The following is a 12,716-nucleotide window of genomic DNA, read 5'->3' as shown; positions in this document are numbered from 1 at the left end:
CCGCGTCAGTCGTGCGGAGCCGCCATGATCGGGGTCAGGCCCGCTACCCGCAGCGTGCGGCGGACGTAGATCTGCATGTCGCCCAGGCGCAGTCGGACGCCGGCCGCGCGGGCTGCCTCCAGGCCGGCCAGCAGGGCCGACACCCCGGCGGCGTCGATGATCGGCACGCCGGCCAGGCTTACCGCCACCTCGCGTGGTTGCGGTCGCTCCGCTGACACCGCGACCGACTCCAGCAGCGCTGTGCGCAGCGGGTCGGCGGTGTCGCGGTCGACCTCGCCCGTCACGTCCAGGCGGATCAGGCCGCCCTTGTCGCGGCGTTGGATGGTGATCTCGTGGTGCTCGCCGGGACCCATGCCCGCCTGCCACTGCTTCGGTGCGTCGCTGAGCATCGCTTCGCGCAGCCAGGCGAGCGCCCGGGACAGCAGCCGCGACACGTGCATCTGGGAGATGCCCAGCTCCGTGGCGATCTCCGTCTGGGTCTTGTTGCCGTAGAAGCGCAGGGCCAGGATCCGTCGCTCGCGTTCCGGCAGCCGGCACAGCAGGCTCGCCACCGTCAGCCGATCGTCGACCGCCTCCAGGCCGACGTCGGCGCCGCCGATCAGGTCACCGAGCTCCGCCTCGCTCTCGGCTCGCGCCGGCATGTTCAACGACAGCGGTGTGTACGCCGCCGCCGTCTCCAATGCCGCCAGCACGTCCTCCTCGTCGACCCGGAGCCGTTCGGCCAGCTCGGGGACCGTCGGCGAGCGGCGCAGCTTGGCGGTCATCTCCGTGGAAGCCCGGTTGACCTCGATGCTGAGTTCCTGCATCCGCCGCGGCACGTGGACGCCCCAGGTGCGGTCGCGGAAGTGGCGACGGAGCTCGCCGATGATGGTCGCCGCGGCGAAACCCGTGAAAGCCCCGCGATCGGGGTCAAAGCGGTCGACGGCCTTCAGCAGCCCCAGCCGCGCCACCTGTTCCAGATCGTCCATCGGCTCACCGCGGCCTCGATAGCGTCGCGCGAGTCGGCCGGCGAACGGCATCGCCGAACGGACCAGACTTTCCCGCGCCATCCGCCGCGCATCATCTCCCGAACGGTGGGCATAAGACATGGCGACCGCGTCGAGGGCCGGCAGGTCCAGTTCACCAGAAGCGGGCATGCCGCTTTGGAGGGTCATCGCGCAGCCTCCTCGTTCGCCTCACCACCGCCCTGGTGGGGCGGGAGGGAGTCGGCACCGGTTGTGGAATGTGCTGGCTGATGCCCGCGTGTTGAGCACCCCGGAGACCGCCGCCGTAAACGGCCGTCCCCTCACCGTGACCATACGTCGGTGCGCGTGAACGGAGCAATGAAAAACAAAGCGGATTGCTTGCTTCGAGGCATCTATCACAGCAGAACACCCCCGGTTGTTCTGGCCGGAAGCGGGGTAGAACCGCCGTATGCGCCGCGAAGACGAGTACCCAGAGCCCTGGTCGGACCCTGAGGCCGAAGGCCTGCCCGGCACCGCCGACGACGACTCCACCGCGTACGACGACGTCGACTCGGAACGCGAGATCCAGGGGCCGGACCCGGCCGCGCTGCCCGTCGACTCTCCCCTGGCCGTCGACCGCTTCGGCACCACGGGTGAGGAAGCTGAGCAGGGTGAGTCGCTCGACTACAAGCTGGCCAGGGAGAACCTCCCGGAGGACGTCGACGACCCGCTTGCCACCCCCGCCGACCCGCGCATCCGCGACGAGGAGGACCTGGGCACCGAAACCGCCCAGTCGCAGCTCGACGCCGACGTGCTGGACGACGGGCCGGCCGGCGACCCGAACTCCGAGGTCTCGCTCTACGACACCGACGGGCTCGAGCTCGACGGTGGCGGCGCGCCCATAGGGCGTCTGGTCGACCCCAACCAGCTCGCCGGCGAGGAGGAGCCCGAAGGCGCGCTCTTCGACGACGAGGGTGACTCGATCGCCGAGGACGCCGGTGCCGCGGGTGGCGGCGCGACCGCCGAGGAGCTGGCGATGCACGAGACCGAGGAACCGCCGTACGAGTAGGAGCTAGCTAGTCCAAGCCCTGCTCGATGGCGTACCGGGTGAGCTCCACCCGGTTGTGCAGCTGCAGTTTGCCCAGCGTGTTCTGCACGTGGTTCTGCACGGTCCGGTGCGAGACGCCCAGCCGCTCGGCGATCTGCTTGTAGGACAGTCCCTTGGCGACCAGCCGCAGCACCTCGGTCTCGCGTTCGGTCAAGGCCGGCGGCCCCGGCTCCGGCGCCGCGGCCAGTCGCCGGTACTCGCCCAGCACCAGTCCCGCGAGGCCGGGGGTGAAGACCGCTTCGCCGGCGGCGGTACGCGCGACCGCGGCCAGGAACTCGTCCGGTGCCGCCGACTTGAGCAGGTAGCCGGTCGCGCCCGCCTTCACGGCGTCGAGCACGCTCTGCTGCTCGCCGCTGGCCGACAGCATCAGCACCCGCACGTCCGGCAGCGCCGCGCGCAGGCCGTGGACCACCTCGACGCCGGAGATGTCGGGCAGCTGGAGGTCGAGCACAACCACGTCCGGTCTGGTCGCGCCGGCGATCCGCACGGCCTGCCGACCTTCCCCGGTCGTCGCCACGACGTCGTAGCCGGCCTCCACGAGGTCGCGGGCGACCCCCGTGCGCCACATCGGATGGTCGTCGACCACCATCAGCCGGATCCGCTCGGTCATGCCGGGTCCCCACTTCGTGGTGACCCGCCCTGCCCGGGCGGGCTCTGCTGATGATGCCCTCGCCAAGGCTCGGTCATGCGGACACCTTAGGGACCACCATCTCGATCTCGGTGCCCTGGCCCGGTGCCGAGTGGATCCGGACCGTCCCGCCGAGGTCGGTGATCCGGCCGCGGATCGCCTGCGCCACGCCGAGCCGGCCCTCCACCTCCGCCGCCGCGAGCCGGCCCGGCTCGATCCCGGCGCCGTCGTCGCGGACGGTCACCGTCACCGCGTCGAGCTCGTCCTCGACCAGCACGAAGATGCCGGCGGCCGGTCCCGCGTGCCGGGCGGCGTTGTCGAGCGCCGCGCCGACGGCGGCGGCGATCTGGGACGCCACGGCCGAGGGCAGCGGCACGGCCGTCGCGGGTGCGGCCACCGAGACCACGTCACTGGCGTACGCGGTGACCAGCGCGCCCAGGTCGACGACGCCGCTGGTGGACGGTGGCGGCGCGCCGGTCGCGATCAGCCGGCGCAGCGCTGCCTCCTGCTCCCCCGCCAGCCGGGCCAGCTCGCGCGCCTCGCCGTCGAGGCTGGCACCGCGTCGGCGGACCAGCGCGAGCACCTGGAGCACGGAGTCGTGGATGTCGCGGGCGAGCCGTTCCCGTTCGCGGGTGGCGGCCTCGAGCTCCACCGCCCGTTGCAGCCGCGCCTCGGCGATCGCGGCCAGTCGGGTGACGTGCCCGACGCCGACAGCGGCCAGCAGCATCAGGCTGGTGCCGGTCAGCGACGCCTGGTTGAGCTGAGGCCGGATCACCAGGTCGGCCGCACCGAGCAGGAGCGCCGCCACCACCCCCAGCCGCCGCCCGCCGGCCACCGCCCAGGCCAGCACGGGCGCGGCCAGCCAGGCCACCGCGAGCCCCGGCGTGCCGCTTCCGAGCGCCTCCCGGCCGATCACCAGGTCGGCGGAGAGGAGCACCGCCGCGGTGACCGCGAGGTCGGTGATCAGCAGCGGCCAGCGGCGCCGCTCGGGGCGGGCGAACAGCGTGCTCGCGGCGACCGTCCAGCCGATCATCACGACGACCACCGGGATCGCCGCCAGCGGGCGCACGTAGTCGCGCACGTTGCCGGCGATCAACGCCAGCGCCCAGGCCAGCGAGGCGAACCGGAAGACCACGATCGCGCGCCACAGCGGCGTCTGCAGGCCGCCGGCGGCCGCGGCGGTGGTCACGCGGGGCGCAGCCGGATCGCGACGACGCAGGTGTCGTCGCCGGGGTTGGCCGGCTGGAGCCGACTGATCAGCTCGTCGACCGGCAGGTGGCCGGTGCCGGCCAGGCTGCGCAGGAGCGGGCCGAGCCAGTCGCTGTCGTAGCTGCCCCGGCGCTCGATCAGGCCGTCGGTGTAGAGCAGCACCGTGTCCCCTTCGGCCAGCGTCGTCGTGACGGTCTCGTACCTGCTGTCGGGTCGCGCCCCGACGATCATCCCGGGTGGCCGGGTGAGCGCCGCGGCGGTGCCGTCCTCGGACACCAGGATCGGCGGCGGGTGGCCGGCCTGGGCCCAGGTGAGCTCCCGGGTCTCCGGATCGAAGTGTGCCACCACGACGGTCGCCGTGGGTTCGCTGGCGTCGTCGTGGACGATCCGGTTGAGGTAGGCCAGCAGCTCACCGGGCTCGGTGCTGGTGACGGCGAGCGCGGCGACCGAGTGCCGCAGCCGGGCCATCGTGGCGGCGGCGGCGATGCCGTGCCCGGCCACGTCGCCGACCGCGAGCAGGCTGCGGCCGTCGGGCAGCTCGACGACGTCGTACCAGTCGCCGCCGACCCGGCTGACCACCTCGGCCGGCAGGTAGCGGACGGCGACGTCGAGCCCCGGCAGGTGCAGCACGCCGGTCGGGATCGGCAGGATGATCTGCTGCAACGCGACCACGAGACGATGCTCGGTCTGCTGACTGCGCAGCCGCTCGGCGAGTTCGGCCTCGACGTCGACCAGCCGCGCCCGGTCGCGGGCGGCGGCCTCGCTCGCCGTCACGTCCTGCACGATGCCGTAGACCTTGAGCACCCGGCCGGTCCGGTCGCGGATGGTCTCGAACCGGGCGCGCAGGTAGCGGACCTGCCCGCGGACCAGGATGCGGTAGTTCAGGTCGGCGGACTGGCCGTCCTCGAAGACCCGGGCGAGCTGCGGCGCGATCCGCGGCGCGTCCTGCGGATGCAGGTCGCCGGCCGCCTCCTCCAGGCTCGGCGGGCCGCTCTCCGGGTCCCGACGGAAGATCGTGTAGAGGCCCTCGGACCAGTAGACGCTGCCGGTGCTGAGGTCCCACTCGCCGTAGCCGAGTCGGCCGAGCCGTTCGGTCTGCGCGATCCGGGCGGCCAGCCGGCGCTCCTCGTCGAGCCGGGTCCAGGTGAGCAGCACACCGCCGCCGAACCGGGAGATCCGCACGGTGAACACCGCGGTCTCGATGCCCGCGGTCTGCGGGGTGTACGTGAACGGCCCGATCTCCCGGGGCCGGCCGGATTCGAGCACCTGGGCCAGCGAGTGCCACAGCTCGGTGCCGACGATGCTCGGGTAGCGGGTGGCGGTGCTGCTGCCGACCAGCTCCCGGCCCCGCAGCCCGGTCACGTCGAAGGCCTCCGGGCTGGCCGCGACCAGGACCCAGTCGACGATCTCGCCACCCGCGTCACGGATCGGCACGGAGACACCGACCGCACCGGGCATCGCGTCCAGCATCGACTGTGCGTCCGTGATCCAGCCGGCCTGGTGCGGGTGGGCGCGCAGCCGCCTGGCGATCTCGCCCGTGACCTCGCCGACCAGCGTGCTCACCGAGTCGCGCACGCCCACCGGGAACGTCTGCTGTTTGACGAAGAAGGCGACCACGACGGCCACCGCGGTCGTGTCGCCGATCGGCACCACCGCCCGTGACGGCCACTCCGCACCCGGGCCGCCGACCAACAGGTAGTGCGGCGGTGTCGCCGTGCGGTCGGGCAGGAAGAGCGGCTCGCCGGTGCGGGCGACGTAGCCGGCCTCGGTGGGCGGGTGCGCCGGCACCCGGCTCCAGGCGTCGACCACCGCAGGCGGCACCCCGGCCGCACCCACGAGCTGGAGCGAGGCGTCCGGCTCGACGGCGTACACGGCGACCGCGTCGGCGCCCACCTCGTGCGCGAGCCGCTGCTGGAGCGTCCCGGCGATGTCGGCCAGCGGCTCCTGGCCGGGCGCGGCGAGCGCTCGCGCGGCCATCGCCGCGGCGTCGGCGGCCGCCGCGCTCGCCATGCGGCGCACCTCCTCGAAGGGCGCCGGCGAGCTGGGGCGGGCGCTGTCGAGGATCGCCGAGGCGGCCTCGGCCACGGGCACGCCGGAGCGGTCGGCGAGCCCTTGCAACCGTTCTCTCGCCTCTCCCGGTGAGCACTCCAGTCGCTCCGCCAACACCGCCACGGCGGCGTCGACGAGAGCGGCCAGCGGGCCGTCCGCTCCGGGGGCCATCCGGTTGTCCGGCACGCTCCGACGATCCCACAGTCCCGGCGCTCGTGGCGCGGCCTTGCGACCCGCGCCACCAGGGGCGGGGCCAGGGTTCGTGGTCGGATGCGGGACTGGCCGGCAGGACGTAGTGTGATTGGGGGCCAGTACCGCACTGAGCGCCCGCTAGCACCTCCGAGGCGGCACATGACCGACGACGGGCACCATCGGCCGGACGCGGTTGTGCCCGCTGCCGGCCAGCAGTTGCTCGCCGAGCGGTTCGCCCGCGGCCAGGTGACCGACCTGCGGCACGCCCTCGCCGCCTGTGCCGAGGCCGCCGGCCTCCGCGATCAACGCCTTGACGACTTCGTCCTCGCCGTCAACGAGTTGATCACCAATGCCGTTCGGCACGGCGGCGGCGCGGGCGAGCTGCGGCTCTGGCGCTCCGACGGCCAGCTGGTCTGCGAGGTCTCCGACGGCGGTGGCGGCATCGACTCGGAGCGGCTGGCCAACCAGGAGCGTCCCGCTCCCGACGTGGCCGGTGGCTGGGGGTTGTGGCTCGCCAGCCAGCTCAGCGACAGCATGCGGGTAGCGACCGGCCCGAGCGGCACGACGGTGCGGATCAGCACCCTGCTGGGCGGTGTCGACGGCCGGTTCGCGGCCGGCGCGGGGGCCGGGGAGCGACTGGAGTGAGCACGGACCCGGCCGCACCGCGGCAGGCCAGCGGTGGCCCACGGATCGAGGAGACCGAGCTGGTCGCCCCGCTGGTGGTGACCACCGAGCGGGCCGATGATCTGGTGCGCCTGCGGCTCGCGGGCGAGCTCGACATGTCAACCGCGCCGGAGCTGCTGCAACGGATCATCGCGCTGGCGGCGCAGGGCACCCCTCGGCTGGTGGTCGACCTCGCGGCGCTGACGTTCTGCGACTCGGCGGGGCTGACCGTGTTCGTGCGGGGCGACCGGCGGTGCGCCGAGGCCGGCGGGTGGCTGCGCCTGACCGGCGCCTATGGGCACGTGGCCCGGGTGATCGAGATCAGCGGGGTGGACGACTCGCTCGGCTATCGCCCGTCCTGATCGAGGTCGGGATCGGCCTGGTCGGGCTCGGGCAGCAGTTGCCCGCTCAACCACGCGTCGGCGTCGATGTCTAGTCGCTCCGACTCCCGACCCCGCGGCACCTGGGCGTAGGTGTCCTCGAGGAAGGCCGCGACCGTCGCCCGCGGCGCCTCGAGCAGCGCCTGGCCGTCGGGCGAGCTCAGCGCCAGCGCGACCGCGTCGCCCTGGCTCGTGCGCCAAGGCCAGACCCGCACGTCGCCGAGGCCGCTGGGCTCGTGGAGGCCGGCCGCGAGCAGCTCGCGCGCGAACGACCAGAGCACGGCCTCGCGCCGCCGCCGATCCAGAAAGAAGCGGACCTGCACCGCGTACGGGTCGCCCGGGTCGTAGTGCAGCCCGCAGCGCACCGGCACCCCCGACGCGTCCGGCGCGAGGAGACGCACCACTGTCTCCACCGCGACTCCCGCCGGCTGCCGCGACTGCTCTCCGCCCGGCCCCTCGACCGCCGGAACCGGCTCGCGCTCCATGCCGTCCCCCTCTCACCCGGTCGTGCACCACACCGATCGGAGGCTCACCCGATCGTGTTGCGTGAATGGTGCCGCCTGTCAAGAGGGTGGGGTCGCACACCGCGTGCGCGCAACCCGTCGTTTTTTAGTCCCGCCGGGGGGACCGTCTCCGATGGACCGATCGAGGTCAGGCGAGCAGGAGCCCCAGGGCGATCGCGACCATGATGGCGGCGACGAGGCCGTCGAGCACCCGCCAGGCCGCCGGACGGGCCAGCACCGGCGCGAGTTTGTGCGCCGCGCCGCCCAGCGCGGCGAACCAGATGACGCTGGCCGTCACGGCGCCGGCGGCGAACACCCACTGGTAGCGGTGCTGGTTGGCGATCGCACCGAGCAGCAGCACGGTGTCGAGGTAGACGTGCGGGTTCAGGTAGGTGAAGGCGAGACAGGCGACCAGGGTGGCGCGCAGCGTGGCGGGTCGGGCGTCGCCGGGGTCGAGCGCGGCCGGCCGCGTCGCGCGGCGCGCGGCGAGCACCGCGTAGCTGAGCAGGAACGCCGCCCCGAACCACTTCGCGACCTGGAGCAGCACCGGGCGGTCGGCGATCGCGGTGCCCAGGCCGGCGACCCCGATCGAGATCAACAAGGCGTCGGAGAGCGCACAGATGACCACCACGGCCCAGACGTGCTCGCGGCGCAGCCCTTGGCGGAGCACGAACGCGTTCTGGGCGCCGATCGCCGCGATCAACGCGATCGAGTTGGCGAAGCCGGCGAGCACGGAGGTGAGCATGGCCGAACCGTACGTGCGCCGATGGCCGTACTCCAGCTAACGTTTTTCATGGCTGTTTAGAATTCCTCATCATGGCGCTCGACTCGACGCAGCTCGCGACGTTCGCCGCCGTGGTCGACGAGGGCAGCTTCGAGGCCGCGGCGCGGGTCCTGCACGTCACCCCGTCGGCGGTCAGCCAGCGGGTCAAGGCGCTGGAGCAGGCGGTCGGCCAGGTCGTGCTGCGCCGGGCCAAGCCGTGCCGGGCGACCCCGGCCGGACGCCCGCTGCTCCGGCTGGCGGGCCAGATCGCGGTGCTGGAGCGCGAGGCCCTCGCCGCCGCGGCGGACCGGGACGGTCCGTGGTCCCGGGCCGCGGTCGTGGTCAACGCCGACTCGCTGGCCACCTGGTTCCTGCCCGCGCTGGTGACGGCCGGCGACCGGATCCTCTTCGACGTACGCGAGGACGACCAGGACCACACCGCGGAGCTCCTGCGCGACGGCGCGGTGATGGCGGCGGTCACCGCCCAACGCGAGGCGGTCCAGGGCTGCCGAGCGGAACGCCTGGGCGCGATGCGCTACCTGGCGGTGGCGGCCCCGGCGGTGGCGTCCCGCTGGTTCCCGGCGGGCGGCACCCCGACGGAGTTCGCGGCAGCGCCCATGCTCGTCCTGGACCGCAAGGACCGCCTACAACACAAGTTCCTGCGCCTGCTGACCCCACGCCCACCAGAGCCCCCGACCCACTACATCCCCTCGGCCTGGGGCTTCACGGAAGCGATCCGCCTAGGAGTCGGCTGGGGCCTGATGCCGGAACAACTAGCTGACAAGGATCTGTCGACCGGCCGCGTGATCCGCCTGGCCGCCGCTCACCACCTCGACGTCCCGCTCTACTGGCAACACTGGAAACTCACCTCGAGGGTCCTGAACGCCCTGACGGTCGCCGTGCGGAAAGCCGCCGCGTCGACCCTGCGCTAGGCGAAAAGCGCGCTTACCGATTCTCCGTTGTGGATGCGGCGCATGGCTTCGGCGAGGGCGGGAGCGACCGAGAGCACCGTGAGTTGCGGGATGCGCTTCTCGATCGGGATCGGAACCGTGTTCGTGCAGACGATCTCCGTGACGCCTTCCAGGGCGGCCAGGCGGTCCAGGGCATCCTCGGCGAACAGGCCGTGCGTGCAGACCAGGCGGATCGAGCGGGCCTTGAGCTGGTGCAGGTGGTCGACCAGCTCGATCACCGTGCTGCCCTTGGCGATCTCGTCGTCGAGCACGATCACGTCGCGGTCGGTGACGTCGCCGATCACCGCGCTGATCCGGACCTTGTCGTGGAAGCGCTGCTTGGCGCCCGCCGCGACCGGTGTGCCGAGCATCCGCGCGAAGGCCGCCGCCTCCTTTGCGTTGCCCAGGTCCGGCGAGACCACGACGGTCTCGCTCAGGTCCTCGCCCCGGAAGTGGTCGGCCAGTTCGCGCAACGCGTGCAGGTGGTCGACCGGCACGCTGAAGAAGCCGTGCACCTGCGGTGAGTGCAAGGTCATCGCCAGCACCCGGTGGGCGCCAGCCGACACCAGCAGGTCGGCCACCAGCCGCGCGCCGATCGAGATGCGCGGGGCGTCCTTCTTGTCCGAACGGGCGTACGCGAAATGCGGCAGCACCACCGTGATCCGCCCGGCCGAGGCGCCCCGAGCCGCGTCGATCATGAAGAGCAGCTCGACCAGGTTCTCCTGCGTCGGTGCCACGATCGGCTGGATCAGGAAGACGTCGCGCTCCCGGCAGTTGGCCTGCAACTGCACTTCCAGGCAGTCGTTGGCGAACCGGGAGATCCGCGTCGGCCGCAGCGGCACGCCCAGGTGTTCACAGATGTCGGCAGCCAGTTCCGGATGGGCACCACCGCTGAATACCGCGATCTCGCGCACGATCTCAATCCTATTCGGGCACTCGATCGGCCGGCACAATGGCCCGCATGCCCTACGTCGCCGCGATCGATCAAGGCACCACCTCGTCCCGGTGCATCGTCTTCGACGAGGCGGGTGGGATCGCCGCCGTCGCCCGGCGGGAGCACCGGCAGCGCTACCCGCGCCCCGGTTGGGTCGAGCACGACGCCGCCGAGATCTGGGCCAACGTCCAGGCCGTGGTCGACGAGGCGACGGCCGGCTACGACGTCGCCGCCCTGGGCATCACCAACCAGCGTGAGACCACCGTGGTGTGGGACCGGTCCACCGGCGAGCCGGTGCACCACGCGATCGTCTGGCAGGACACCCGCACCGAGCCGATCCTGCGCACGCTGGCCGACCGCGAGGACGAGATCCGCCGGATCACCGGGCTGCCGCTGGCCACCTACTTCGCCGGTCCCAAGCTGCGCTGGCTGCTCGACAACGTCGACGGGCTGCGCGACCGGGCACAGCGCGGCGAGGTGCTGTTCGGCACCGTCGACAGTTGGCTGATCTGGAAGCTGACCGGCCGCCACGTCACCGACGTGACCAACGCGAGCCGCACGCTGCTGATGGACCTGCGCACCCTCGACTGGAGCCCGGACCTGCTCGACGCCCTCGGCATCCCGGCGGCGATGCTGCCCGAGATCCGCCCGTCGGCCGAGGTCTACGGGACGGTCCGGGGCGGCCGGATGGCCGGCGTGCCCGTGGCCGGCGCGCTCGGCGACCAGCAGGCGGCGCTGTTCGGCCAGGCCTGCTTCCAGCCGGGCGAGGGCAAGTGCACCTACGGCACCGGCAGCTTCCTGCTGGTCAACACCGGCGCCACCCCGGTGGTCTCGCGCCACGGGCTGCTCACCACGGTCGGCTACCAGGTCGGTTCACAGGCTCCGGCGTACGCCCTGGAAGGCGCGATCGCCGTCACCGGCGCACTGGTCCAGTGGCTGCGCGACAACCTGGGCCTGATCGCGAGCGCCGACGAGATCGAGGCGCTAGCCGCGTCGGTCGACGACAACGGCGGCTGCTACATCGTGCCGGCGTTCTCCGGACTCTTCGCGCCGCACTGGCGCGGCGACGCGCGGGGCGTGATCGCCGGGCTGACGGGCTACATCACCAAGGCGCACCTGGCCCGCGCCGCGCTGGAGGCGAGCGCCTGGCAGACCCGCGAGGTCGTCGAGGCGATGGACGCCGATACGGACGTGGCACTGCGCCGGCTCCGCGTCGACGGCGGGATGACCGTCAACAACCTGCTGATGCAATGCCTGTCCGACGTGCTCGACCTGCCGGTGGTCCGGCCGCGGGTCACGGAGACCACCTGCCTGGGCGCCGCCTACGCGGCCGGGCTGGCGGTCGGCTTCTGGCCGGACCTCGACGCGCTGCGCGCACACTGGCAACCGGACGCCCAGTGGGAGCCGACCGCGGACAAGGCCCGCCGCGACCGCGAGTGGACCCAGTGGCGCAAGGCCGTCGCCCGTACCCTCGACTGGGTCTAGAAGGGCTGACCCGTCAGCCGCTCGTAGATGTCGATGTAGCGCGCGCGGGTCACCGCGACGACGTCGTCCGGCACCGGGGGCGGCGGTGACTTCTTGTCCCAACCGGCGCCGGTCGCCCAGTCGCGCACGAACTGCTTGTCGAACGAGAACTGGGCGCGCCCCGGCCGGTAGTCGTCGGCCGGCCAGAACCGCGACGAGTCGGGGGTGAGCAGCTCGTCGGCGAGCACCAGCGTGCCGTCCGGCGCCCGGCCGAGCTCGAGCTTGGTGTCGGCGATCAGCACGCCGCGCTCGGCGGCCAGGTCGGCCCCGCGCTGATAGACGGTCAGCGTGATGTCCCGGATCGCCTCGGCGGTCTCGCGCCCGACCGTCCGGACGACCTGGTCGAACGAGATCGGCTCGTCGTGCGCGCCTGCCGGCGCCTTGGTCGACGGCGTGAAGATCGGCTCGGGGAACTTCGAGGCCTCGACCAGGCCGGGCGAAAGGGCGATGCCCGAGACCGAGCCGGTCGCGTCGTACTCCCGTTTGCCTCCACCGGTGAGGTAGCCGCGGGCGACACACTCGACCGGCAGCATGTCGAGCCGGCGGACCCGGACCGCACGCCCGGCGAACTCGGCCGGCACGTCGGTCGCGGAGATCACGTGGTTGGGCACGACGTCGGCGAGCTGGTCGAACCACCACAGCGAGAGGCGGGTCAGGATCGTGCCCTTGTCGGGGATCGGCGTCGGCAGGATGACGTCGTAGATGGACAGCCGGTCGGACGCGACCAGCACCAGCTCGTCGCCGTCGGCGTAGACGTCACGGACCTTGCCCTGGTGCACCAACTCCACGATTGCAGTAGATCACGAGCGGTTGACACTGCTCGGTACGGGCTGTGTAGTTGGTGATCCGATCACCGACCAGCCAGGAGC

The 12,716-nt window shown here is 72.6% G+C and carries 13 protein-coding genes; 5 read left to right on the top strand and 8 right to left on the bottom strand.

Annotated elements, in window-relative coordinates; all coding sequences use genetic code 11:
- Positions 1 to 5: 5 nt before the first annotated feature.
- Positions 6 to 1,088 carry a SigB/SigF/SigG family RNA polymerase sigma factor gene (locus tag AB0J88_RS03740; RefSeq protein ID WP_364737806.1) on the bottom strand — a complete coding sequence of 361 codons (1,083 nt, stop codon included), beginning with the start codon at positions 1,086 to 1,088 and terminating at the stop codon, positions 6 to 8.
- 325 nt (positions 1,089 to 1,413) lie between these two features.
- Here AB0J88_RS03740 and AB0J88_RS03735 point away from each other — a divergent pair, with 325 nt between their 5' ends.
- Positions 1,414 to 2,013, top strand: coding sequence for a DUF5709 domain-containing protein (locus tag AB0J88_RS03735; RefSeq protein WP_364357723.1), 600 nt, complete (start codon positions 1,414 to 1,416; stop codon positions 2,011 to 2,013).
- Between the two features lie 7 nt (positions 2,014 to 2,020).
- Here AB0J88_RS03735 and AB0J88_RS03730 read toward each other — a convergent pair whose 3' ends face one another.
- The 3 genes from AB0J88_RS03730 to AB0J88_RS03720 form a co-directional block, all read right to left on the bottom strand.
- The gene (locus AB0J88_RS03730) at positions 2,021 to 2,662 is read right to left on the bottom strand and encodes a response regulator transcription factor (protein ID WP_364357726.1); all 642 of its coding nucleotides are present in this window, start codon (positions 2,660 to 2,662) and stop codon (positions 2,021 to 2,023) included.
- A gap of 73 nt (positions 2,663 to 2,735) precedes the next feature.
- Complete coding sequence (locus AB0J88_RS03725; protein ID WP_364357729.1) at positions 2,736 to 3,869, bottom strand: DUF5931 domain-containing protein; 1,134 nt, start codon at positions 3,867 to 3,869, stop codon at positions 2,736 to 2,738.
- Entirely contained in the window at positions 3,866 to 6,124 is a 2,259-nt protein-coding gene (locus AB0J88_RS03720) for a SpoIIE family protein phosphatase (RefSeq protein ID WP_364357732.1), read from the bottom strand. The genes AB0J88_RS03725 and AB0J88_RS03720 overlap by 4 nt, the downstream gene beginning before the upstream one ends.
- A 165-nt stretch (positions 6,125 to 6,289) precedes the next feature.
- On the opposite strand from AB0J88_RS03720, the gene AB0J88_RS03715 reads away from it, so the two are divergent.
- Together AB0J88_RS03715 and AB0J88_RS03710 are read left to right on the top strand one after the other, a co-directional pair.
- Entirely contained in the window at positions 6,290 to 6,775 is a 486-nt protein-coding gene (locus AB0J88_RS03715) for an ATP-binding protein (protein WP_364357735.1), read from the top strand.
- Positions 6,772 to 7,155 carry an STAS domain-containing protein gene (locus AB0J88_RS03710; protein WP_364357738.1) on the top strand — a complete coding sequence of 128 codons (384 nt, stop codon included), beginning with the start codon at positions 6,772 to 6,774 and terminating at the stop codon, positions 7,153 to 7,155. The genes AB0J88_RS03715 and AB0J88_RS03710 overlap by 4 nt, the downstream gene beginning before the upstream one ends.
- Here the strand turns inward: AB0J88_RS03710 and AB0J88_RS03705 are convergent.
- Positions 7,140 to 7,658, bottom strand: coding sequence for an SsgA family sporulation/cell division regulator (locus AB0J88_RS03705; protein WP_364357741.1), 519 nt, complete (start codon positions 7,656 to 7,658; stop codon positions 7,140 to 7,142). The genes AB0J88_RS03710 and AB0J88_RS03705 overlap by 16 nt on opposite strands.
- Positions 7,659 to 7,824: 166 nt before the next feature.
- On the bottom strand, positions 7,825 to 8,421 hold the full coding sequence (locus AB0J88_RS03700) for a LysE/ArgO family amino acid transporter (protein ID WP_364357744.1): 597 nt from the start codon (positions 8,419 to 8,421) through the stop codon (positions 7,825 to 7,827).
- 71 nt (positions 8,422 to 8,492) lie between these two features.
- Here AB0J88_RS03700 and AB0J88_RS03695 point away from each other — a divergent pair, with 71 nt between their 5' ends.
- Positions 8,493 to 9,371, top strand: coding sequence for a LysR family transcriptional regulator ArgP (locus tag AB0J88_RS03695; protein WP_364357747.1), 879 nt, complete (start codon positions 8,493 to 8,495; stop codon positions 9,369 to 9,371).
- Here AB0J88_RS03695 and AB0J88_RS03690 read toward each other — a convergent pair.
- Positions 9,368 to 10,303 carry a ribose-phosphate pyrophosphokinase gene (locus AB0J88_RS03690; protein ID WP_364357750.1) on the bottom strand — a complete coding sequence of 312 codons (936 nt, stop codon included), beginning with the start codon at positions 10,301 to 10,303 and terminating at the stop codon, positions 9,368 to 9,370. The two genes, AB0J88_RS03695 and AB0J88_RS03690, sit on opposite strands and share 4 nt — an antisense overlap.
- 47 nt (positions 10,304 to 10,350) lie before the next feature.
- Here AB0J88_RS03690 and glpK point away from each other — a divergent pair, with 47 nt between their 5' ends.
- Positions 10,351 to 11,808, top strand: coding sequence for a glycerol kinase GlpK (gene glpK, locus AB0J88_RS03685; protein ID WP_364357753.1), 1,458 nt, complete (start codon positions 10,351 to 10,353; stop codon positions 11,806 to 11,808).
- Here glpK and AB0J88_RS03680 read toward each other — a convergent pair.
- Positions 11,805 to 12,635 carry a phosphoribosylaminoimidazolesuccinocarboxamide synthase gene (locus AB0J88_RS03680; protein WP_364357756.1) on the bottom strand — a complete coding sequence of 277 codons (831 nt, stop codon included), beginning with the start codon at positions 12,633 to 12,635 and terminating at the stop codon, positions 11,805 to 11,807. The two genes, glpK and AB0J88_RS03680, sit on opposite strands and share 4 nt — an antisense overlap.
- Positions 12,636 to 12,716 lie beyond the last annotated feature (81 nt).

It is taken from the genome of Asanoa sp. NPDC049475, from assembly GCF_040676915.1.
In the GTDB taxonomy this organism is placed as follows: Bacteria; Actinomycetota; Actinomycetes; order Mycobacteriales; family Micromonosporaceae; genus Asanoa.
The sequence above is the reverse complement of the archived record's forward strand: the minus strand, read 5'-3'. Positions and strand labels throughout refer to the sequence as shown.